Annotated in this window: 22 protein-coding genes and 1 riboswitch; of the genes, 7 read left to right on the top strand and 15 right to left on the bottom strand. The window is 63.4% G+C overall.

Features of this window, described 5'->3' with window-relative positions:
- Nucleotides 1-286: 286 nt before the first annotated feature.
- The 5 genes from ACTHNE_RS04625 to parC all read right to left on the bottom strand — a co-directional run bounded on the left by ACTHNE_RS04625 (nucleotide 287) and on the right by parC (nucleotide 4967).
- Nucleotides 287-727 (bottom strand): DMT family transporter, encoded by a 441-nt coding sequence (locus ACTHNE_RS04625; protein ID WP_324943820.1) that lies wholly within the window; start codon nucleotides 725-727, stop codon nucleotides 287-289.
- Nucleotides 724-1083 carry an EamA family transporter gene (locus tag ACTHNE_RS04620; protein ID WP_440268659.1) on the bottom strand — a complete coding sequence of 120 codons (360 nt, stop codon included), beginning with the start codon at nucleotides 1081-1083 and terminating at the stop codon, nucleotides 724-726. Before ACTHNE_RS04620 ends, ACTHNE_RS04625 begins: the two co-directional genes overlap by 4 nt.
- Before the next feature lie 15 nt (nucleotides 1084-1098).
- The gene (locus tag ACTHNE_RS04615) at nucleotides 1099-1938 is read right to left on the bottom strand and encodes an alpha/beta hydrolase (protein WP_324943825.1); all 840 of its coding nucleotides are present in this window, start codon (nucleotides 1936-1938) and stop codon (nucleotides 1099-1101) included.
- 124 nt (nucleotides 1939-2062) lie between these two features.
- Complete coding sequence (locus ACTHNE_RS04610) at nucleotides 2063-2551, bottom strand: hypothetical protein (protein WP_324943828.1); 489 nt, start codon at nucleotides 2549-2551, stop codon at nucleotides 2063-2065.
- A gap of 175 nt (nucleotides 2552-2726) precedes the next feature.
- Nucleotides 2727-4967: a DNA topoisomerase IV subunit A gene (gene parC / locus ACTHNE_RS04605; RefSeq protein ID WP_440268658.1), complete on the bottom strand. Its 2241-nt coding sequence runs from the start codon at nucleotides 4965-4967 to the stop codon at nucleotides 2727-2729.
- A 120-nt stretch (nucleotides 4968-5087) separates the two neighbouring features.
- On the opposite strand from parC, the gene ACTHNE_RS04600 reads away from it, so the two are divergent.
- Nucleotides 5088-5549: a hypothetical protein gene (locus tag ACTHNE_RS04600; protein ID WP_324943834.1), complete on the top strand. Its 462-nt coding sequence runs from the start codon at nucleotides 5088-5090 to the stop codon at nucleotides 5547-5549.
- A gap of 83 nt (nucleotides 5550-5632) precedes the next feature.
- Here ACTHNE_RS04600 and ACTHNE_RS04595 read toward each other — a convergent pair whose 3' ends face one another.
- From ACTHNE_RS04595 to ACTHNE_RS04550, 10 genes are all read right to left on the bottom strand, one after another.
- Nucleotides 5633-6505 carry a TraB/GumN family protein gene (locus ACTHNE_RS04595; protein WP_440268657.1) on the bottom strand — a complete coding sequence of 291 codons (873 nt, stop codon included), beginning with the start codon at nucleotides 6503-6505 and terminating at the stop codon, nucleotides 5633-5635.
- An 8-nt stretch (nucleotides 6506-6513) separates the two neighbouring features.
- Nucleotides 6514-7632, bottom strand: a complete 1119-nt coding sequence (cfa, locus tag ACTHNE_RS04590) for a cyclopropane fatty acyl phospholipid synthase (protein ID WP_324943840.1) — start codon at nucleotides 7630-7632, stop codon at nucleotides 6514-6516.
- Nucleotides 7629-7991: a DUF190 domain-containing protein gene (locus tag ACTHNE_RS04585; protein WP_324943843.1), complete on the bottom strand. Its 363-nt coding sequence runs from the start codon at nucleotides 7989-7991 to the stop codon at nucleotides 7629-7631. Before ACTHNE_RS04585 ends, cfa begins: the two co-directional genes overlap by 4 nt.
- An 18-nt stretch (nucleotides 7992-8009) precedes the next feature.
- On the bottom strand, nucleotides 8010-8396 hold the full coding sequence (crcB, locus tag ACTHNE_RS04580) for a fluoride efflux transporter CrcB (RefSeq protein ID WP_324943846.1): 387 nt from the start codon (nucleotides 8394-8396) through the stop codon (nucleotides 8010-8012).
- Nucleotides 8397-8458: 62 nt separating this feature from the next.
- Nucleotides 8459-8546: riboswitch (Fluoride riboswitch) on the bottom strand.
- A 6-nt stretch (nucleotides 8547-8552) separates the two neighbouring features.
- Nucleotides 8553-9662 carry a glycosyltransferase family 9 protein gene (locus ACTHNE_RS04575; RefSeq protein WP_324943849.1) on the bottom strand — a complete coding sequence of 370 codons (1110 nt, stop codon included), beginning with the start codon at nucleotides 9660-9662 and terminating at the stop codon, nucleotides 8553-8555.
- A gap of 30 nt (nucleotides 9663-9692) precedes the next feature.
- Complete coding sequence (locus tag ACTHNE_RS04570; RefSeq protein ID WP_324943852.1) at nucleotides 9693-10169, bottom strand: hypothetical protein; 477 nt, start codon at nucleotides 10167-10169, stop codon at nucleotides 9693-9695.
- Nucleotides 10170-10279: 110 nt separating this feature from the next.
- Complete coding sequence (gene minE, locus ACTHNE_RS04565; RefSeq protein ID WP_324943854.1) at nucleotides 10280-10555, bottom strand: cell division topological specificity factor MinE; 276 nt, start codon at nucleotides 10553-10555, stop codon at nucleotides 10280-10282.
- Nucleotides 10556-10560: 5 nt separating this feature from the next.
- Nucleotides 10561-11376 carry a septum site-determining protein MinD gene (gene minD / locus ACTHNE_RS04560; RefSeq protein WP_324943856.1) on the bottom strand — a complete coding sequence of 272 codons (816 nt, stop codon included), beginning with the start codon at nucleotides 11374-11376 and terminating at the stop codon, nucleotides 10561-10563.
- Between the two features lie 65 nt (nucleotides 11377-11441).
- A complete protein-coding gene (gene minC / locus ACTHNE_RS04555; protein ID WP_324943859.1) occupies nucleotides 11442-12212 on the bottom strand; it encodes a septum site-determining protein MinC in 771 nt (256 codons plus the stop codon).
- Nucleotides 12209-12832 carry a GNAT family N-acetyltransferase gene (locus ACTHNE_RS04550; RefSeq protein ID WP_324943861.1) on the bottom strand — a complete coding sequence of 208 codons (624 nt, stop codon included), beginning with the start codon at nucleotides 12830-12832 and terminating at the stop codon, nucleotides 12209-12211. The genes minC and ACTHNE_RS04550 overlap by 4 nt, the downstream gene beginning before the upstream one ends.
- 232 nt (nucleotides 12833-13064) lie before the next feature.
- On the opposite strand from ACTHNE_RS04550, the gene ACTHNE_RS04545 reads away from it, so the two are divergent.
- From ACTHNE_RS04545 to ACTHNE_RS04520, 6 genes are all read left to right on the top strand, one after another.
- Nucleotides 13065-14288 (top strand): sensor histidine kinase, encoded by a 1224-nt coding sequence (locus ACTHNE_RS04545; RefSeq protein WP_324943864.1) that lies wholly within the window; start codon nucleotides 13065-13067, stop codon nucleotides 14286-14288.
- Between the two features lie 58 nt (nucleotides 14289-14346).
- Entirely contained in the window at nucleotides 14347-14988 is a 642-nt protein-coding gene (locus ACTHNE_RS04540) for a response regulator transcription factor (protein ID WP_324943867.1), read from the top strand.
- 379 nt (nucleotides 14989-15367) lie between these two features.
- The gene (locus ACTHNE_RS04535; RefSeq protein ID WP_440268656.1) at nucleotides 15368-16759 is read left to right on the top strand and encodes a polyketide cyclase; all 1392 of its coding nucleotides are present in this window, start codon (nucleotides 15368-15370) and stop codon (nucleotides 16757-16759) included.
- Between the two features lie 175 nt (nucleotides 16760-16934).
- Nucleotides 16935-17873, top strand: coding sequence for an ABC transporter ATP-binding protein (locus tag ACTHNE_RS04530; protein ID WP_440268655.1), 939 nt, complete (start codon nucleotides 16935-16937; stop codon nucleotides 17871-17873).
- A complete protein-coding gene (locus ACTHNE_RS04525; RefSeq protein ID WP_324943877.1) occupies nucleotides 17870-18604 on the top strand; it encodes an ABC transporter permease subunit in 735 nt (244 codons plus the stop codon). Before ACTHNE_RS04530 ends, ACTHNE_RS04525 begins: the two co-directional genes overlap by 4 nt.
- A 1-nt stretch (nucleotide 18605) precedes the next feature.
- Nucleotides 18606-20525, top strand: coding sequence for a Gldg family protein (locus ACTHNE_RS04520; RefSeq protein WP_324943880.1), 1920 nt, complete (start codon nucleotides 18606-18608; stop codon nucleotides 20523-20525).
- Nucleotides 20526-20743 lie beyond the last annotated feature (218 nt).

The following is a 20743-nucleotide window of genomic DNA, read 5'->3' as shown; positions in this document are numbered from 1 at the left end:
CGATGACCTCGGGATGCTCTGAACTAATACACGTACCCGTCACCACAAGGTATGCGCGCCTCGCTGTGCTCCAGTGGCGAAGGCAGACTGGCGCATCGTCGAGACGCTGGGGCGCAGCGAGGCGCGCATACAGTGCGGCCCCAACATGTTGAATTTAAATGACGGGGTGACGTCCAGAAGGCCGCGCAGGCTGCGCCGCGCGGCTTGAACAGACGGCCAGTCTGCCCTGCGCCGCGCAACACCCCCTGCGGGCCTTCTGGACGTCATGCCGGGTGCGTGGAATAGATCAGAGCATCCCGAGCGCGCCCTTGGCTTCGGTGGGCGGGTCGTGTTCCGGATGCGCGCCGCTTTCGGCCAGCGCCAGGCACAGGATGCCCAGCATGATCACCCCGGCACCGGCTAGCCGCATCGGCGTGAGCGCTTCGTGGAACACCCATGCCGAGGCCAGCATCACGCTGACCACGTCCAGGTGCGACGCGGCGAAGGCCGGGCCGATCGGTGCATGCTTGAGCAGGCTCATCCAGGTGAAGAAGTTGCCGATATAGCCGACCAGGGCGACGTAGATCCATGGCTGGCCGAGGATGCGCAGCACCCAGGCCCAGCTCGCTTCCGGCGGAAACGCGTGCGCGCCGGTCAGCTTGAAGCTCACCTGCACGAGCGTGTCGAAAGCCAGCAGCAAGGCAAAGCCGCCGAGGTAGAAGCGCCAGGTGTGCGCGTGGATGCTCATCCGCTCGCTCCCACGATAGCCACGCCCGCGCTCACCAGCGCAATGCCGGCCACGCGCAGCGGCGTGAGTTTTTCCCGGAACAGCAGGCGTCCGCCGAGCATGATCGCCACCATGTTGATGGATGCCAGCAGCATGCCCTTGGAAAGATCCACCAGCGACAGGAACGCGATCCACGACAACAGATGCAGCGCGTACGCCAGCAGGCCCAGCCACAGCCACGGGCGGCTGGCCATGTAGCGCCAGCGCGCCATGCCGTCACCCGCGCGCGGATCGTCGGCCGCCGCCTTGAAGGCGAGCTGGCCGCCGGTATCGAGCGTCACGTTGACCAGCCACAGCGTGGCGATGAGCGCAGACACGTGCGAAGCCTAAGTTCAGGCCGCAGCGAGCGCGCTGGGCGAACAGGTGGCGGCGATCTTGGAGAAGAACTCCACCGAGCGATCCACCAGCACGCGGCGTTCGCGATCGATGGTGATCATGTGATAGCTGTCTTCCAGCAGCAGCATGTCCACCGGACCCGACACCGAACGCGCAACCAGGTGCGCGTTTTCCACGCTGGCCACGTCATCTTCGGTGGCGTGTGCGATCAGGCACGGCGCCGTCACCTTGGGCAGCTCGCGCTTGACCACCGCAGCCATGTTGTACATCTCGGCCAACGAAGGCCACGGATTGCCGGGCAGTCCGGCCGCCGCGCTGTCGCCGCCGAGCATCAGGCCGCTGATCTGCGCACGCAGGCGCTCGTCGCGCAGGCCATAGGGTTCGTTCTCATGCACCATGCGGTTTTTGCCGAACCCTAAGCGCCCAATCAGCGGCAACATGAAAGAAAGGCGGCCATACCACGGCACGGCCCAGCCGTCGTAGCGGAAGGTGGCGCCGTAGACGCCAACGCCGCGCACCCATTCCGGACGCTCTGCCGCAAGCTTCAGTGCGAGGATCGCACCCATCGACAGGCCCGCCACGAACAGGTGATCGACTTCGTTGCGGAATGTGTCCGCGGCGGCTTCCACGCTGGCGTACCAGTCTTTCCAGCCCGTAGCGAGCAGGTCCGGCACATTGCCGCAGTGGCCCGCCAGCTGCATGCCGTACACGCTGAAACCCGCACGGTTCAGCCCCTTGCCGACCAGGCGCATCTCGGTGGGCGTGCCGGTGAGACCGTGAATGAGCAGCACGCCGCTACGGCCACCTTCGAAGCGGAATTCGACGTTTTGGATCACTGGGTTTCTACTGCGGACTGAATAGTTCGGCAGTGTGTGGGCGGCGGCTTTCTAGGTGCTTTCGGCCGGAGTTCGGTAGGTTGGGTTACCCCGGATCAAGTCCGGGGTAACCCAGCCTACGCCATCAATGCCGGCCGAAGCCGCCCAGGCGGCTGACGCCGATCGAAATCCCCATCGAGCCGCTGGGGTGATCGCAACTGCCCATGTTCTGCACCATGCTGACGGTGCCGGACTGGTAGTTGCCGGTGCCGATATGGCTGCCGCTGACGACGCCCATGCCGACCGAACCATGCACCTGGGTCTTGTTGTAGGTGGAGTCGTCGCATGCAGGCACGGTCCCCACGTCGTTGCCGCGCCTGCCGCTTGTATCGCCGTAATAGACGCCCGGCGCGGGGCTGGTCGAGGCCGGATGGCCGTTGACGGTCACCGCGCTTTTGGCATGGCTGGCGGACGTGCTGGACGAGGCCGGTGCTGCCGCCGTGGAGCTCGATGCCGGATAGCTCTGGTAGCCGTTGGCCGGCAGCTTCAGATTCAACGGCTGGCCGCTCGACTGCGCCCAGGCGGCGGTAACCAGCAGGCTTGCGGCCAGGGCGATGAGGACGCGGCTTTTCATCAGGATGCTCCGGGGTACGTCACGCACATAACGCACGGCGATACCTTGCCGTGCACATGTCCGTTCGACGACTTGCGGGCGGATGAAGTTCCATTCAAGCGTAGGTTGAGGTGCGAACCCCAACGTGGTTATGTTTGGAAATGGCGGTGTTGGGGTTTGCACCCCAACCTACGTGTTAACCGCTTGTCTCGATACGCTCCACGCGACGCAATCCACGCGGCAACACACCGCCGCGTGTGGCGCGCGTGCCGCCGTATTCGACCAGGTCGGCCCAGCGCAGCGTGAGCTTGCGTTGGCCGGCGTACAAGGTGATTTCTCCCTTGCCTTCGGTGACCACGGCAACGCCTGCCACACGCTCGTCGCCGCTGCTCAATTTGGCCTTGGGAATCTCGATCAGCTTGTTGCCCTTGCCCTTGTCGAGCTCGGGCAGTTCGGCCACCGAGAACATCAGCAGGTGGCCATCGGTGGTGGCGACCACGATGCGATCGCGCGCCGGGTCGGCGCTCACTTGCGGGGCGAGCACGTGTGCGCCATCGCCGAGGGTGATGATCTGCTTGCCGGCCTTGTTGCGGCCGGTCAGCGCTTCGAAACGCGTCACGAAGCCGTAGCCGAAATCGGTGGCGAGCACCAGGCGCGTATCGTTGTCGCCTGCGGCGATGGCGTCGAAACGCGCGCCGGCCGGTGGCGTGAAACGGCCGGTCAGCGGCTCGCCATTGCCGCGCGCCGAAGGCAGCGTATGCGCCGGCGTGGAATAGCTGCGGCCGGTCGAGTCGATCACCGCGATCTGTTGCGTGGTGCGCGTCTTCACGGTGGCGAGCAGGCTGTCGCCTTCGCGATACGACAGGCCTTCGGCGTCGACGTCGTGGCCCTTGGCGGCGCGGATCCAGCCCTTCTGGCTCAGCACCACGGTGACCGGTTCGCTGGCGACCAGCGCGCTTTCATCCAGCGCCTGCGCGGCTTCGCGCTGCACCAGCGGCGAACGGCGGTCGTCGCCGAACTTGGCCGCGTCAGCACGCAGTTCTTCCTTGATCAGGCCCTTGAGCTTGGCCGGCGATTTCAGCAGCACGTTGATCTTGGCGCGTTCTTCTTCGAGCTGGTCGCGCTCGGCGTTGATCTTCATCTCTTCCAGGCGCGCCAGCTGGCGCAGCTTGGTTTCGAGGATGTAGTCGGTCTGTTCCTCGCTGAGCTTGAAGCGCGCCATCAGCACCGGCTTGGGTTCGTCTTCGGTGCGGACGATGCGGATCACTTCGTCGAGGTTGAGGTAGGCGATGCGCAAGCCTTCCAACAGGTGCAGGCGGCGCTCGACCTTGGCCAGGCGATGGTTGAGGCGGCGCGTCACGGTATCGATACGGAAGCTCAACCACTCCGTAAGGATGCGCTTGAGGTTCTTCACCTGCGGCCGAAGATCCAGGCCGATCATGTTGAGATTGACGCGGAAACTCTTTTCCAGATCGGTGGTGGCGAACAGGTGCTGCATCACCTCGTCCACGTCCACGCGATTGGAGCGCGGCACGATCACCAGACGGATGGGGTCTTCGTGATCGGATTCGTCGCGCAGGTCCTCGATCATCGGCAGCTTTTTCGCACGCATCTGCGCGGCGATCTGCTCGAGGATCTTCGAGGGGCTCACCTGGTGCGGCAGCGCGGTGATGACGATGTTGCCGTCTTCGTGCGCATACACGGCGCGCGCGCGGATCGAGCCGCTGCCGCTCTCGTACATCGCGAGCAGTTCGTTGCGCGAGGTGATGATTTCCGCCTTGGTCGGATAATCAGGGCCGCGCACGTGCTCACAAAGATCGGCCACGGTGGCGTCCGGATCGTCCAGCAGGCGAATGCAGGCGCTGGCGATTTCGCGCAGGTTGTGCGGCGGAATATCGGTGGCCATGCCCACGGCGATGCCCATCGAGCCGTTCAACAGCACGTGCGGCACACGAGCGGGCAGCCAGCTTGGTTCTTCCAGCGTGCCGTCGAAGTTCGGCGCCCAATCCACCGTGCCCTGGCCGAGTTCGGCCAGCAGTACCTCGGCGATCGGGTTGAGCTTGGATTCGGTGTAGCGCATCGCCGCGAAGCTTTTCGGATCATCCGGCGAGCCGAAGTTGCCCTGGCCGTCGATCAGCGGATAGCGGTACGAGAACGGCTGCGCCATCAGCACCATCGCTTCGTAGCAGGCGCTGTCGCCATGCGGATGGAACTTACCGATCACGTCGCCGACGGTGCGCGCTGATTTCTTCGGCTTGGCGCTCGCGGCCAGCCCCAGCTCGCTCATCGCGTAGATGATGCGGCGCTGCACAGGCTTCAGGCCGTCGCCCACGAAGGGCAGGGCGCGGTCCAGCACCACGTACATCGAATAATCGAGGTAGGCCCGCTCGGCGTATTCCTTGAGCGGGATCTGTTCGTAATTGGCTTGCAGGTTCATGGGGTAGGACTGCCGGGCATGACAACCGGGAGATGGTGCCAGATGCGAAGGCGTTTGGGTGCACTGATCAGGGAGCTCATAGGCTAGAATGCTGCGCCATCAATGCCTTCCGGGTGAACCATGCGCTCTCCACGCCGTGCCGCCGTTGTCCTGACCTGCATGCTGATGGCCGGTTGTTCGCATTTCGCCGGCCGGCATCCGTTGCTGGGTTACAAGGACAATAGCCACCCGCAGGCCGACACCGCCTTGGTCGTGTGCGGCCAGCCGTCCTCCTACATCTGCGGCATCACCGGCGTGAACCAGGTTGCCACCTGGGAAAAATTCAACGGCGGCCAGACGCCATGGGTGCGCGTGCTGCCTGGCAAGCAGGTGATCAAGCTCACCTTGTCGAACTCGCACCAGCTCAATCGCCAGCAGGTGACCATCGACGACGTGCAGGCGGGGCATGTGTATCAGATCGACGTCGGGTTCAATGGCGCGATGTTGACCGCCACCTATACGGACCTGGGCAAGATGGATGCGTACACGATCCATATGCCGCGTTTTCCGTTCTCCCCGAAGCCGATCACCGCATCGTTCTGATATGCCATGTAGGTTGGGGTGCAAGCCCCAACATGGCATGCCTCCAGGCACGGCGATGTTGGGGTTTGCACCCCAACCTACGTTCAATCCTGTTGTGAGGTGACGCCAATCTTCGCCAATTGCGCCTGCACGCTATCAGGCCCAGCCAGATGCGCCGCGCCCACCGCCACGAACACCGTGGTGCCCGGCTGCCGCAGCATGTCCTTGATCCGCGCCGCCCAATCCTGGTTCCGCTGCACCAGCAGCTTCTGATAGAGCGCGGGTTCCTTCGTCTTCAGCTCGTCGTTTTCCAACTTGGCGATGGCGGCGACATCGCCGCGTTTCCAAGAATCGATCAGCGACAGCAGTTCGGCCTTGTCTTTTTCGACATCACGCAGGGTGTCGCGCAGGAAGGCGATCTGCAGCGGTTCGGGCAGATCGGCGAGAAAGCGGATCTGCTGCTCTGCCGTTTCCAGCCCATGCACCGGCTTGCCGGCGCGCACCATCTGCGCCTGCAATTGCTTGTCCACGCCGGCGGCGGGATCGAGGCCGGCCTTCATCAATGGCGCCACCGCCAGTGTCAGCGCGGCCAGCCAAGGCTTCATCGGTTGCAGCGCGGAGGTGCCGCCGGGCAGCCCGGCCAATTGCGCGGCCTTGCCGAGCGCGGTGTTGTCGCTGTCGCTCAGCAGGGTGGAAAGCGGGTGTTCGGTGTCGATGCCATAACGCATCACCAATGCGGTCATGCTGGCCTGGTCGTCGTCGGTGAGTTCGATGTAGAGCGCGTGGCTTTTCGACAGCGCGTCGTTCAACCCCGGAAAACGCCAATCGGTATCGTTCGGCAACAAGTGCACGGTGCCGAACAGGTACACCGTGCTGTCTCCGAACTTCGCCTGCCACATCGCCGGCCGTGCGATGGCATTGCCGCATAGCAAGAAGAGCAGCGGAAGCAGGACCAGTAATCGCTTATGAAGTGGCATGCAAGGACTCAACGTGGGACGCGATATCCGCCGGGCACGCCGTGCGGGCTTAGGGTGAGCTGCCAGAGCTGGTCGCGCCGGCTGCGGAATACGGCGGTGGAGACGGACAGGTAGAAATGCCACATGCGGCGGAAACGTTCGTCGTAATGGCTGGACAGCATCGGCCATGCCGCATCGAAGTTTTCGCGCCACGCGCAGAGCGTGCGATCGTAGTCGGCGCCGAAATTGTGCCAGTCCTCCACCACGAACAAGCCTTCCAGCGCGGCGGTGACCTGGCTGGCGGCAGGGATCATCGAATTGGGAAAGATGTATTTCTCGATCCACGGATCGGGCCGACCCGGCGCGTGATTGGTACCAATGCAATGCAGCAGGAACAGGCCATCGTCTTTCAGGCAGCGGCGCGCCACTTCGAAATACTCGCGGTAGTTCTTGGCGCCGACGTGTTCGAACATGCCGATCGACATGATGGCGTCGAACGGCTCGTGCAGTTCGCGGTAATCCTGCAGCCGGATCTCGATCGGCAAGCCCTGGCAAAGCTCACGCGCGAACTCGGTCTGTTCCTGCGAAACGGTGACGCCCACGCCGGTGATGCCATAGCGTTCCGCCGCAAGTTTCAACGCTTCGCCCCAGCCGCAACCGATGTCGAGCACGCGCATGCCGGGCTTCAACTGCAGCTTGCGGTAGATCAGGTCGAGCTTGGCTTCCTGCGCATCGTCCAGGTTGGTGGCGTTGGCCCAGTAACCGCAGGAATACATCATGCGCTTGCCGAGCATGGCCTTGAACAGGTCGTTGCCGCGGTCGTAGTGCGCCTTGCCGATCTCGAACGCGTGCTGGCCGCGCTGCATGTTGATGAAACGCGCCTTCAGGTGCGCGATCAAGGTGTCCAGCGTCTTGAGGTGTTCGTCCAGATGGCTGGACAGGATCTTGGTGAAAAGGCCGGGAATGTCGTCCGCATCCCACCAGCCATCCATATAGGCTTCGCCGAAACCCAGCGAGCCGTGCGCGAATACGCGCGCATAGAGCTGCTCGTCATGCACGCGGATATCGGTGGAAGCGGGGCCGTTGATCCGCACGCCGGCCATTTCCAGCAGTTCGGCGGCGCGCTGCCGCAGTGAATCTGGACTCATGCCTCTTGTTCCTTGCCCAGGACACCAAAATGTACCGGCGACCACGCATAGACAAGATCAACGCCCGCGTCGCGCACCAGGCGCAGCAAGGTCTGCGCATGGGCCTCGCTGAGCAGGAACTCGACCTTGAGCGGCAGATCGTCGGCCAGCTCGAAGAAGGCTTCGTGATGCAGCACGCCGTGGCGGCCGAAGCCGGCGGTGGCGCGGAACACCGAGCCGCCGCCAAGCTTGTTGCGCTTGGCCAGTTCCAGCAGCCACTCGGAAATCAGCAGTCCGTCATGCCTGGCATGCACATGGGTATAGAAGCGCAGGAAGATGCCGTTGGCCGGGGTGTCATGAAACGACGTGTCGATGCTCATGGCGTGGTCGACTCCGAATCAATGCTGCAACAGCGCGCGTGTAAGAAAGATGCCGAGTATCGTCATGGCCAGGCTGCCGACCAGATGCACTGCGACATGAATGCCGAACCACATCAGCTGTCCACGCAGCAGCAGTGTGTTGGCCTCGGATGAGAACGTGGAGAAGGTGGTCAGTCCGCCGAGGAAGCCGGTCATGATGAACAGCCGTACTTCCGGCGGCAGTGCCTGGAGGTGTTCGATGATGCCCATCATGCAACCCATCAACAGGCCGCCGGTGAGATTGGCGGCCAGCGTGCCCAGGGGCAGGGTAGGGAAGATGGGATTGAGCAGGCTGCCGAGCATCCAGCGTATCCAGCAACCGATCGCGCCGCCGAATCCGACGGCAAGAAAACCGCTCCAACTCATGCTGTGTTGTCTCCCATGTGCGTTCACCCGGCAACACAGGCACGCCTGCGCCGCCGGAATCCGGTGGTGCAGGCATCATCAACCTTGCGGTGGTTCGTTCCACGGGACGGTTCCCAAGGGAACGGGAGGCATGCCATCTCCCTCATGCCGGGCATGCTAGCCGATGCCCAACTCGCTGGGTAGGCCGAACTCCGGGATCGCGGCGATGGCGCGGGCGACTTCTTCGGGCTCCTGGCCGTACGCGGCAATCGCATGCCGGTGCGGGCCATACGGTCCCCATTCGCTGACCTTGGTGACGGTGAAGATGCCCATGGTGGGCACGTCCGAGGCGCAGGCCAGATGCATCACGCCGCAATCGGCGCTGATATAGACGTCCAATGCGGACAGCACGCAGGCGAGCTTGCGCAGGTCGCTGGAGAAATAGGCCGGATAGCGCGAGCCGAGCATCGATTCGCCGGAGTGCGGCAGGATTTCCATGATACGGTGATCGGGATGCGCCGCTTCCAGCACCTGGATAAAGCGCATCCACCACGCTTCGCCCAGTAGCTTGGTGCCGGTGGCATTGGCGAAGATGCCGATGACGCCGCGTCCCGTGGAGGTGCTGCCGGTGGCGGCGAGCGAACGCACCAACGCCGCCTTGCCTTGCGCGCGCTCGTCCGCGCCGAGGCGGATATCCGGCACCGGATAATCGGCCGCAACGTCCTTGCCGATCGCGCTGCGCAGCAGATACACCGGGCGCCGCCCCTTGTTTTCATCCTCGGGCAGCGGCACCGGGTGGGTGATTTCGCCGTGCTTCTTCGCGCTGCTGAAGCCGAGGGTATAAGTGGAGTTGGACAGCAGCATCAACAGGCGGTTGGTCTGCGACAGCGGATCGGCATCGATCGCAAGGTCGTAGCGGACCTTGCGCATGCGCCGCAGTGTGCCGAAGAACTGCAGCGGATGGCCCACGCCGTGCGCGGGCAGGCGGAAGATGCGCTGCAGGTTGAAGAACCGGCCATAGACGTCGTTGGCGACCGGGCTGCGCGTGAGAATGTCGATTTCCGCGGCGGGGTAGGTCTTTTCCAGCTCCGACAGCAGCGGCGTCAGCAGCAAGGTGTTGCCCAGGCTGTGGCTGACGTGGCAGACCAGGATGCGATAGATGCCCCGGTCCGGCAGCGGTGCGGAGGTCGGCTGCCCGTGGTTGCCGAACACCAGGCGCATGAGCCGGCGCGCGACGGCGCGGCGGAAGTCGTTGATCGGATCGTAGTAGCGCGTGTTCTTGAGCACGGTGAGTTCGCGGGTGAAAGGCGGCGGTGACTATACCGGCTTGCCAGCCTGCGTTAGCAAGCCGTGCTCGATCAGCCAGGTCCGGGCGTTTTCGGCGTCCTGCTCGAACCAGGCCCGGGCCGAGCCGAGACGGAACGTGTAACCCCAGGCATCCATATCCGCCATGATGCATTCGCGGCCCACGCCCGGCAGCGTGTCGCCGAGTACGATCTGCAGGTAGCAGACGGCGTCTTCTTCCTCGATCGAATCGGTGGCGTCGGTATGTACCTGTTCGCGCCGCTCGGGCGGCAGCACGATCAGGTGCCCGGCTTCGTGCAGCACCGAATGGATGGGCGTGTCTCCGCGCGCGTAAACGGTAGTACCGATGATGCCGGCCTCCTCGTCACCCCAGAAGCTGCCGGGAATGGCTTCGCCCGCGGCGACCCGCGCGAGGCTCAGGCCGTAGTGGGCGAGCAGGGTCTCGACGGCGTGCTGGTCGATATCGGCGAAGCGGAGGATGAAGGTCATGGCGTGGTGGCCGATCGCGTGACGCGCTTATCGTAGGTTGGGGTGCAAACCCCAACATCGGTATGCACATGTAGATGGCGGCGTTGGGGTTTGCACCCCAACCTACGTGCTCACGCCGCGGGATTACTCGCCGGCTTGCCATCGGGCAACGCCACCGACAGCTCCAGCACTTCGTGCCCGCTGTCGCGCTCGACATTGATGTTGATCGCTTCCAGGTCGACGTTGACGTATTTCTTGATCACTTCGAGCAATTCGTTGCGCAGCAGCGGCAAGTAATCGGGTGCCCCCCGGGTCGAGCGTTCCTGGGCCACGATGATGCGCAGCCGTTCTTTCGCGACAACGGCGGTGGGTTCGGGTTTGCGCTTCAGAAAATCGAGGATACCCATGGCGTTCAAGCTCCGAACACGCGCTGGAAGAAGCCCTTCTTGGGTGCGTCGAGGAAGCGCATCGGGCGGGTTTCGCCGAGCAGGCGGGCCACGGTGTCGCGATAGGCCTGACCGGCGTTCGAGTTGTCGTCCAGGATCACCGGCACGCCGGAGTTGGAGGCGGCCAGCACGTTTTCCGATTCGGGGATCACGCCGATGACGTTGATGCCGAGGATTTCCTCCACATCCTTCACGCTCAGCATTTCGCCCTGTTCGACGCGCGCCGGGTTGTAGCGGGTCAACAGCAGGTGCTGGGTGACGCTGCCGTTGTCGCGCTCGGCGCGGCGCGTCTTGCTGGCGAGCAGGCCCAGGATGCGGTCCGAATCGCGCACCGAGGACACTTCCGGATTCACCACCACCATCGCGTGGTCGGCGAAGTACATCGCCAGGTGCGCACCTTTCTCGATACCGGCGGGCGAGTCGCAGATGATGTAGTCGAAGCCGTCCTTGCTCAGCTCGTCGAGTACTTTTTCGACGCCTTCCTGGGTGAGCGCGTCCTTGTCGCGCGTCTGGCTGGCGGCCAGCACGTAGAGATTTTCGTGGCGCTTGTCCTTGATCAACGCCTGCTTGATGTTGGCTTCGCCCTGGATGACGTTGACGAAGTCGTACACCACGCGGCGTTCGCAACCCATGATCAGGTCGAGGTTGCGCAGGCCGACGTCGAAGTCGATCACGGCCACTTTCTTGCCGTTCATCGCCAGGCCCGTGGCAAGCGACGCGCTGGTGGTGGTCTTGCCCACGCCACCCTTGCCGGACGTCACAACGATAATCTCAGCGCTCAAGGCTCATCTCCGGATATATTTTTTCTAATAATGTCTGAGGCGCTCTGAACGAATCAGAGCACTGTTTACTTCAAAGGTGCAATCAGCAGCTTTTCGCCATCGAGCCAGCATTGCACGGACTGGCCTTCCAGGTCTTTGGGCAATTGCTCGAACACACGGTAATGGCCGGCGATGGCCACCAGCTCGGCGCGGAAATCCGAAATGAAAATACGCGCTTTCGCATCGCCCTGCGCACCGGCCATCGCGCGGCCCTTCAGGCTGCCGTAGATGTGGATGCTGCCGTCGGCGATCACCTCGGCGCCGTTGGCGATGGTGCCAGTGACGACCAGGTCGCGATCGCGCGCGTAGATCTGCTGTCCCGAGCGCACCGTGCCGTCATGGCGCTGGGCGCCGACCGAGCCTTCCGGCTGCGACAGCACTGGTTCGCGTACCGGCGCGGGTGCCGGCACCGCGCTGGGCGTTGGCGTGGGTGGCGCGATGCTGCCGCCATCGGCCGGCTCGTACGCCGCACGGAACTTGGCGATCAGCGGCAGGCCCATGCGCTGCGCCAGCGCTTCGGTGGCGCTGGTGCCGTAGGCCAGGCCCACCGGCAGCATGCCGGCGCTGCGTACCGCCTCGAGCAGGGCGTCGACGGTGCCGTCGTCCGGCAGATTAAGCAGATGGCTCAGGTCGAGCACCACCGCGGCGCGCGAGAACAATTGCGGCGCGGCACGCACGCGGCGCTCCAGTTCTTCGCACAGGGCCGCCGCATCGGGTCGCCGTACACGTACACAAGCAATGCCGACCTGCCCGAAACGCAGATCGCAGGCGTCGGAAATATCCATTTTTGCATTCATGAACGCCGCTCTCCGGCGAGGCGGCGCGGTTTGGCATCTTGATTGGCCAAGGGGAGATCACGACCGGCCAGCCACGGCAGATCGGGCAGGCCGTCGTGTTCGATGTAAGTGTCGCGGACGTAGGCATAGCTGGGCAGGTCCTTGGCGAGCAGGCTCACCTGCGGCCCGCGCTCGCCCATGCGCTGCTGGCCTACTTCCTGGAAACCGTAGGTGCCATGGAACAGCACGACCACGTCGTCGGCCGGCTCCAGGAACACTTCGCAGGTAAGCAGCGGCACCCGCACTTCGGCGTAGCTGTTCACGTCGCAATAGAAGATGCGGCCCAGGCCATGGCGGCGGTATGCGTTGGCGATCACGATGCGGTCGATGTAGACGAACGCCGGATAGTGCTGGCCGAACCAGTGGTAGTTGGGACTGGCGTAATCGCGGCCGTCGCGCAGGGCGATCAGGAAGCCGGCGAGATGGCCGTCGATCTCGGCCACGCGGAAATAGTCGGCCTGGTCGTAGAAGTAGCGCAGCCGTTCGGCATCGAGGGCGAGGATGGAGCGACCGGCAGTGTTGTTGAGTGCCAGTACGGCATCCAAGTCGTGCTCGCGCACGTCGCGGATGGCAAGGGCCATTCGTTGCTCCGCATTGAAGGTGGCTAAAAAAGACCGACTGACGGCCCAGATCGAGGCGCATTATGGCATGTGGCACCGGGCGGCACATCCCGTGTTGCGGCATGATCCGGCATGTAAAAGCTTTGTAAAACCGGTGGCTAGGCAAACCGTGGGGTGCCGGACGGGCGGCGTACGATAGCGCGCATGACTTTCCGCGCATTCGACCGGCTCGGGGCAGCCCTATGATGCAGGCATGGCGATGACCAATTTCAATCACATCCGACTGCTGCGCATCACGGGGCTGATCGCATATCTATGCGACGGTACGCCGTTATTCACCAACTGGGCGACCGAACGGCTGGATTTGTTGCAGCGACCCAACTTCTCGTTGCTGCTCTGGACGCTTTCCTATCTACTGTTTGGCATCTTGTATCTGTTGATAACCAACAATCTCGGCGCGCGCAGCCACATTTGGGCGCGGTTGGTCGGGTTGCTGCTGCTTACCGCTACGGCGGTGATGGTGGGCTGGTACAGCCATAGTGGTTTATCGGCCACGCTGCTGGTGGTGGTGGCGGTGGTGCTGCCATGGCTGGTGCCGTTTTGGGCGGGAGTCGCCTGGATCGTGTTGCAACTGGTCAGCATGGCAGCGCTGTTTTCAACATTTGCCGAGCTCAAGCACAGCATTTTGCTGGGTACGTTGCAGGCCTGTATCTACACCGCTTTCGCCATGATCGGTTTCGTAGCCTCGCTGGTGGCCGTCCAATTGGCGGAGGAACGCGAAGCGCAGCGCCGGCTCAATTCCGAATTGCGCGCCACCCGCGCGCTGCTGGCCGAATCGACCCGCATCGCCGAGCGCATGCGCATCGCGCGCGAGCTGCATGATGTGATCGGCCATCACCTGACCGCGCTCAGCCTGAATCTGGAAGTGGCCAGCCATCTGAGCAACGAAACAGCCTCGGTGCATGTGCGCAAGGCGCAAAGCACGGCGCGCTTGCTGCTGGCTGACGTGCGCGAGGCGGTGAGTGAACTGCGCCAGGACGATGCGATCGACCTGACCCAGGCGCTGCAAAGCCTGATCGACGGCGTGCCCAGCCTGCACGTGCATCTGACCATCCCGCCGCGCTTCAGCGTGGAGGATCCACGCCGGGCGCAGGTGTTGTTGCGCTGCGTGCAGGAGATCATCACCAACACCGCCCGCCACGCCGGCGCGCGCAACCTGTGGCTCTCCTTTACTTATGAAGAAGAGAACTTGCTGAGCCTGTGCGCGCGCGACGACGGTCGCGGCGCTAGCGACATCACGCCCGGCAACGGACTGGCCGGCATGCGCGAGCGCCTGGCCGAATTTGGCGGTAACGTCACCATGGAGAGCGAACCGGGGCAGGGTTTTGCCCTCAGCATCCGTCTTCCATTGGGCGAGCCGTCGGTGTTGGCGCATACGCCCTCCCGGTTCGAACCACCTGCATTGAGCCTGACCTGATGACTTGCCAGAATGCCATGGGGCTCCATCGAGCCATTCCTGCTGTGAGGGACCCGCGATGATTTCCGTTTGTCTCGTCGACGACCAGAACCTGGTGCGCCAGGGTGTGCGTTCGCTGCTCGACCTGGCCGAAGACATTCGCGTGGTGGCCGAATGCGCCGATGGCGTACAGGCGGTGTCGGATATTCCGCGTATCAAGCCGGACGTGGTGCTGCTGGATCTGCGCATGCCCAACATGAGCGGCCTGGAAGTGTTGCAAGCGTTGTCGGCGCGCAACGAACTGCCGCCTACCATCATCCTCACCACCTTCGATGATGACCAACTGGTGCTGCAGGGCCTGAAGGCCGGCGCGCGCGGCTATCTGCTGAAAGACGTGTCGCTGGAACAACTGGTGGAAGCGGTGCGCACCGTCGCCAACGGCGGCTCGCTGGTAGCACCGATGGTCACCCAACGCCTGCTGGCTGGTGTGGGCCGCATCCACAACCAGTTCACCAGCCTGGAGCAGCCCGATCCGCTGACCGAGCGCGAGACCGAGATCCTGCGCCTTCTGTCCGGTGGCTACAGTAATAAGGAAATCGCCAATTCTCTGAAGGTGGCCGAAGGCACGGTGAAGAACCACGTGTCCAATATCCTTTCCAAGCTGGGCGTGCGTGATCGGACCCGTGCCGTGCTCAAGGCTTTGGAGCTGGGTATCGTCTGATCTTCCGCCGGCTTTAGCTCGTCGGAAAATGCTGCTTCGCAACGCGGCTACCGGCCGTCCCGGCCCGTAGCGTTCCTTCGCGCGAGCAAGTACCATCGCTAGCTTAAGGATGCTCTGATCAATTCCACGCAGGCATCACCGACCCTGTCTGCCCGCATGCCTTCGGTCCGCCGGCTCGACAGAAGCAGTCTGCCTTCGCCGATGGCCCTGTGGCCTGCGAACAGACAGCGCCGGTGACACCTACGCTGAATTGATCAGAGCATCCTGTCGCCGGCCGATCCCCCGTCCTGATGCGGTTTCCCTCGAGGGAAGACTCCTTTTGGCGGTCCCGTTCCGGCGTTTTTCACCGCCTTAGAGAGACGTCTCGGAGAAACCTGGAATGACGCGTGTTCTGGAATTCATCGTTGCCCTCATCATCGTCGTCGTGACCGGCGTCGTGGTGGGCATCATCATGCCCAGCAGTGGCCACGTAGAGCGGTCGTTGGTGGTGAGCAAAGACTTGCGCCAGGTCTACGACGTGGTCGCCAATTTCCGCACCTTCCCCGACTATGCCGTGCTGCGTGCATACGACCCGAAAACCCAGTACACCCTTTCCGGCAATGCCTATGGCCCCGGTTCGGAGATCAGCTGGGCCAGCCAGGATGAGAAGGTGGGCAACGGCAAGCTGACCATCGCTTCCACCAAGCCTGAATTCAACCAGATCGACACCACCGTCAACAGCGCCCAGATCATCTGGAACGTGGACAACGAGTGGCGCGGTAGCGACAAGCACTTCACGCTGGATCTGCTGCGCCAGGGCAACACCGGCAAGCTGACCAAGATCACCTGGTCGTATGACGTGAGCTACGGCTTCAACCTGATCGACCGCTACTCCAACCTGTACATCCATGGCCAGCCGGACGCCTTGATCCAGTACAGCTTGAACAGCCTGCAGAACCTGCTGGCCGGCGTGCCGAACATCGATTACAGCTCGCTCGATCCGTACATCCAGCAGACCAAGCCGACGCCGGTGCTGCTGGTGTCCACCTCGATGAAGCGCAAGGACGGCCTGGATGGTTTGAACGAAGCCACCGACGCTGCCATCAAGGAAATCCAGGATGCCGCCAAGAAGCTCGGCGTGCACACCAACGGTCCGCGCGTCATCTTCACCACCAACTACGGTGACGAGACCTACACCTTCGACGTGGCCGAGCCGATCGACACCGACACGCTGACCGTGGCCGGCCAGAGCGAGAAGCTCACGCCGCCGACGCCGCCGTCGTTGAACGACCAGCTGCAGCCCGCTTCCAGCAGCACCGCCGCGGCACCGGCCAATCCTGACGCCAACGCCCAGCCGGGCAGCAAGGATCGCTACGGCCGCCTGGTCGTGGACAACAACGTGCGCGCCACGCTGGTGTTCGGCGGTCCTGCGCTGCAGGCGGTGTGGAACGGTACGGCCGCCGGCGTGCCGCAGACGCGCGACATGCTCAAGGCCTATGCGCAGACCCACGGCTACAAGTACGACGAAGTGACCAACCGCCTGTACGACATCCTGGTGCAGCCGGAAGTGAAGGACAACACCGGCGCGATCCAGACCTACGCGCAGTTCTCGGTGTACCTGCCGCTGCAGGACGGCCCGAACGGCGGCACCGTGCCGCAGCAGACGCCGGAACAGCAGGCCGGCATCAAGCAGCCGGGCGTGCTCAACGCGAATGGCCAGCCGGCTTCCAGCAGCAGCGCCCCGGCACCGGCCGGCAGCGCGCCGGCTCCCGCCAGCAGCGCAGCGAAGTAAGGCTTATCGCCTGATCGCAAAAAGCCCTCCCTCGCGGAGGGCTTTTTGTTTTTGGCTCGCTCGCGCAGCGTAGATTGGGGTGCAAACCCCAACATCGTTGTCTCCAGGCATCGCGGCGTTGGGGTTTGCACCCCAGCTTGCGGTACATTGCAGCGAGTTCCATGCCCGCCACGACATGATCGAAACCGACAAGCTCACCAAGCGCTACGGCCATTTGACTGCGGTGGATGCGCTCAGCATTTATGCCGAACCGGGCCAGGTGCTCGGCCTCCTGGGCCCCAATGGGGCAGGCAAGACCACCGTGATGCGCATGATCGCCGGCTTTCTCGCGCCCAGTTCGGGCACCGCGCGCGTGTGCGGCCATGACATTACCCAGGAACCGCTGAAGGCCAAGCGCGCGCTCGGCTATCTGCCGGAAGGTGCGCCCAGCTATGGCGAAATGACCGTGCGCGAATTCCTGGTGTTCATCATGCGCATGCGCGGGCTGCGTTCCGACGTGGGCCGGCGTCGCTTCGATGAAGTGGTCAGCGATCTGCAACTGGAAGAAGCGCTGGGCGTGAGCGTGGAAACCTTGTCCAAGGGTTTGCGCCGGCGCGTGGGTCTTGCACAGGCGATCCTGCACGACCCGCCGGTGCTGATGCTGGACGAACCCACCGACGGTCTCGATCCCAACCAGAAGCACACCGTGCGCCGGCTGATCGATGCAATGGCGCGCGAGCGCACCATTTTGATTTCCACGCATCTGCTGGAAGAGGTGCACGCCTTGTGCAATCGCGTGGTGATCATCGCCGGCGGCCAATTGCGCGCGGACGCCACGCCGGCCGAACTGGAGGCACGCTCGCGCTATCACGGCGCGGTGTCTTTCAGCGCAGCGGGCAGCGGCGTCTCGCAGGAGATGCTCGGTCGCTTGCCGCAGGTGGCCGGTATCGAGGTGGATCCGCTCGATGGCCGCATCACCGTGTTTCCCAAGCCCGGCGAACGCATCCTGGAGCCGGTCGAAGCGCTGCTGCGCCAGCAAGGCCTGGAGATTTCCGAAATCCAGCTCGAGCGCGGCCGACTCGACGAAGTGTTCCGCCAGATCACGCTGGGCGACGAAGCGGAGACGCTGCTATGAGCCCGACCATGGCAGTGTTGCGGCGCGAACTGCGCAGCTATTTCGTGACGCCGGTGGCGTACGTATTCCTGGTGATCTTCCTGGTGCTCTGCGGCATCCTCACCTTCTATGTTGGTGATTTCTACGATCGCGGCATCGCGGACCTGCAACCGTTCTTCGTGATGCATCCCTGGCTGTACCTGATTCTGGTGCCGGCCGTATCGATGCGTTTGTGGGCCGAGGAAGCCAAATCCGGAACGCTGGAATTGCTGCTGACGCTGCCGATCAATCTATGGCAGGCGATGCTGGGCAAGTTCCTGGCCGCGTGGTTCTTCGTCGGCCTCGCCTTGCTGCTGACGTTTCCGGTGTGGGTGACAGTCAATTACCTGGGCTCGCCGGACAACGGCATCATTATCGCCGGCTATGTCGGCAGCTGGCTGATGGCCGGCGCATTCCTGGCGATCGGCGCATGCCTGTCCACGATCACCAGCAGCCAGGTAGTGGCCTTCATCGTTACCGCCGTGGTGTGCGTGCTGCTGATCCTGGCCGGGCAATCTCAGGTGCTGGATTTTTTCCAGGGCACGTTGCCGCGCCGGCTGGTCAACGGCGTGGCGCATCTGTCGATGCTGCGCCATTACGAAGGCATTGCGCGTGGCGTGCTGGATGTGCGCGATCTGCTGTATTTCGTACTCACCATCGCGGCGTGGCTTACCGCCGGCGTGCTGGTGCTCGACATGAAGCGGAGTCGCTGACATGTTTGGGTTTCCGCTACGTCGGCGAACCGTATTGCTCAGCGGCCTGCTTGCGCTGATCGTCGCCTATTGCGGCATCGCGCTGATCACCAGCCGCTGGCTGTCGCCGGAACGCTTCGACCTCACCCAGGACCGCCTGTACACGCTTTCGCCAGGCACGCGGCAGATCGTCGATGGTGTGAATCGCCCGCTGTGGCTCACCTTGTATTTTTCGCAACACGCGACGAAGGATCTGCCCACGCTGCGCAGCTACGAACAGCGGGTGGCGGAAATGCTGCAGGAAATCGTGGCGCGTTCGCATGGCCACATCCATCTGCAGATCGCCGATCCGGTGCCGTATTCGGACGACGAGGCCAGCGCGGAAGGCAACGGTCTCACCGCGGTGAACGGCGGCAGCAACGGCGAGCGCATCTTCTTCGGCCTGGTCGGCACCACGCGTCCGCCCACCAGCGAGGCGGCGCAGGATTCGCTGGCCGATTTCCCGCAGCAGGCGCGCGAAAATCGCATCGATCGCACCTTGGCCATTCCGTTCTTCGACCAGAACCGCGAAGCGTTTCTCGAATACGACGTGGCCAAGCTGCTGTATCAGCTCAGCGAGCCGGAGAAGCCGCACATCGGCGTGATCACCGCCTTGCCGGTAATGGGCGATCCGACGCAGGGCTCGCAGACGTGGGCGGTGATGCGCCAGCTGCAGCAATTGTTCGATGTGGAAATGATCGACACGAGCCGGCTCAAGCGCATCGACAAGAAAGTGCAGGTGCTGCTGCTGATCCATCCCAAGAACCTGTCGGTGGAGACGCAATACGCCATCGACCAGTACGTGCTGGGCGGCGGGCATCTGGTGGTGTTCGTCGATCCGTTCTCCGAGTCCGATCCGGCGCCGCTGGTCGACGACGCTACCAGCGCCACCAACAACCACAGCTCGAACCTGCCACGCCTGTTTGCGGACTGGGGCGTTGCGTTCAACCAGGATCAGGTGGTGCTCGATCGTGCGCGTGCGCTGCAGATCGAACTGGCCGGCGTGAATCTCGCGCATCCAGCCATGCTCGGGCTGGGCGCTTCGGAGCTCAACCGCGACGATGCGATCACCGCCAGCCTGCAGCGCGTCAACGTCTCCACCAGCGGCCATTTCGACCTGTTGCCTAACGCCAGCGCGCGCTTGATCCCGCTGATGCAGAGCAGTTCGGATGCCGAGGTGGTGCCGACGCAGCGGGTGATCGAAGCGAGCAGCAATCCCTCCAGCCTGCTGGACAACTATCAGCCGCAGGACCAGAACTACGTCATCGCGGCCCGCCTGCGCGGCACCTTCGCCAGCGCCTTTCCGGAATTCGCCAAGCGTCCGGGGCATTTGTCCACTTCCGCGTCGAACGCCGAAGTGATCCTGCTGGCCGACACCGACCTGCTGACGGATCGGCTGTGGGTGGAAACGCAGAGCTTCCTCGGCCAGCCGATGCTGAGCGCCTTCGCCAACAACGGCGACTTCATCAGCAACATGGTGGACAACCTCACCGGCTCTTCGGCCTTGCTGTCGATCCGCGGACGTTCCACCTCGCTACGCCCGTTCACCCGTGTACAGGCCTTGCGCCGTGCCGCCGACCGCAAATTCCTGCAGAAGGAAAAGGAACTGCAAAGCGAACTGGCCGACACCAAGCGCCGGTTGGAGGAACTGCAACCGGCCAAGGGCACCGGCGATACTTCCACCAGCGCGGAGCAGAAGCAGGAGATCGAGCAATTCCTGCAGCGCCAGCTGGCGATCAGCAAGGAACTGCGCGACGTGCAGCATCAGCTCAATGCGGAGATCGATGCGCTGGGCACGCGCCTGAAGGTGATCAATATCGTGATGCTGCCGGCGCTGATCACGCTGGTAGGCTTGCTGTACGGCTGGAAGCGTACGCGGCGGAACCGGCGCCAGCGGGGGTGAGGGCGATATGCCGCAGGGCAGTCCTGCTAGGGTCGGCTTGAATCGGGGTGCGCTTGAGACTAGCGTGAAGCTTGTTACTCGTCATTCCGGCGAACGCCGGAATCCAGTCTGAATGTGCCGTGCGAAGCACTCCGCATTTATGTTGTGTGCTTCGCACGTCATGTTTCAACTGGATTCCGGCGTTCGCCGGAATGACGACACTACTTCGATTTGGTGTT

The sequence above is a fragment of the Dyella sp. genome (assembly GCF_051954575.1).
Taxonomy (GTDB): Bacteria; Pseudomonadota; Gammaproteobacteria; order Xanthomonadales; family Rhodanobacteraceae; genus Dyella_B.
Note: the sequence above shows the minus strand (reverse complement) of the source record. Positions and strands in the feature narration are given on the sequence as shown.